Below are 338 nucleotides of genomic sequence, written 5' to 3' on the forward strand. Positions count from 1 at the left end.
TTCGACTGGGGCCAGGCGAAGCCGGCCTGATCGCATCTCAAAAACTTCGTGGTCCGGTCCGCCGGGCCGCGATGTCCCGCTGGGACGGCGGTCGTGGTGACCTCGGTTAATCGGCTGGTGACGGCTTGTCCATACTCCGTTGCAAAAGATAAGGCACCCGATCCGGACATCATCATGTCGTCGGTCATCGGTGGTTCCTCGGTTGCGTTGGCGTGTCGCAGCCGACGGGCGGCTTTGCGGTGGTCACCGGCAATTCTCCGATAGGATCGTCCGGGTTTGCTCTACCGAACTACACCACCACCGGGGAGTACGTCATGCCAAGCTGATGAATGCTTGTG

1 protein-coding gene is annotated in these 338 nt (G+C 60.9%); it reads right to left on the bottom strand.

The features are described 5' to 3' along the window. Positions 1-188, bottom strand: a 188-nt coding sequence (locus tag AC0L3P_RS40210; protein ID WP_473309486.1) for a hypothetical protein, incomplete at its 3' end; no start/stop codon positions are given. Between the last annotated feature and the right edge of the window lie 150 nt (positions 189-338).

Source organism: Bradyrhizobium sp. WSM4874, from assembly GCF_055811835.1.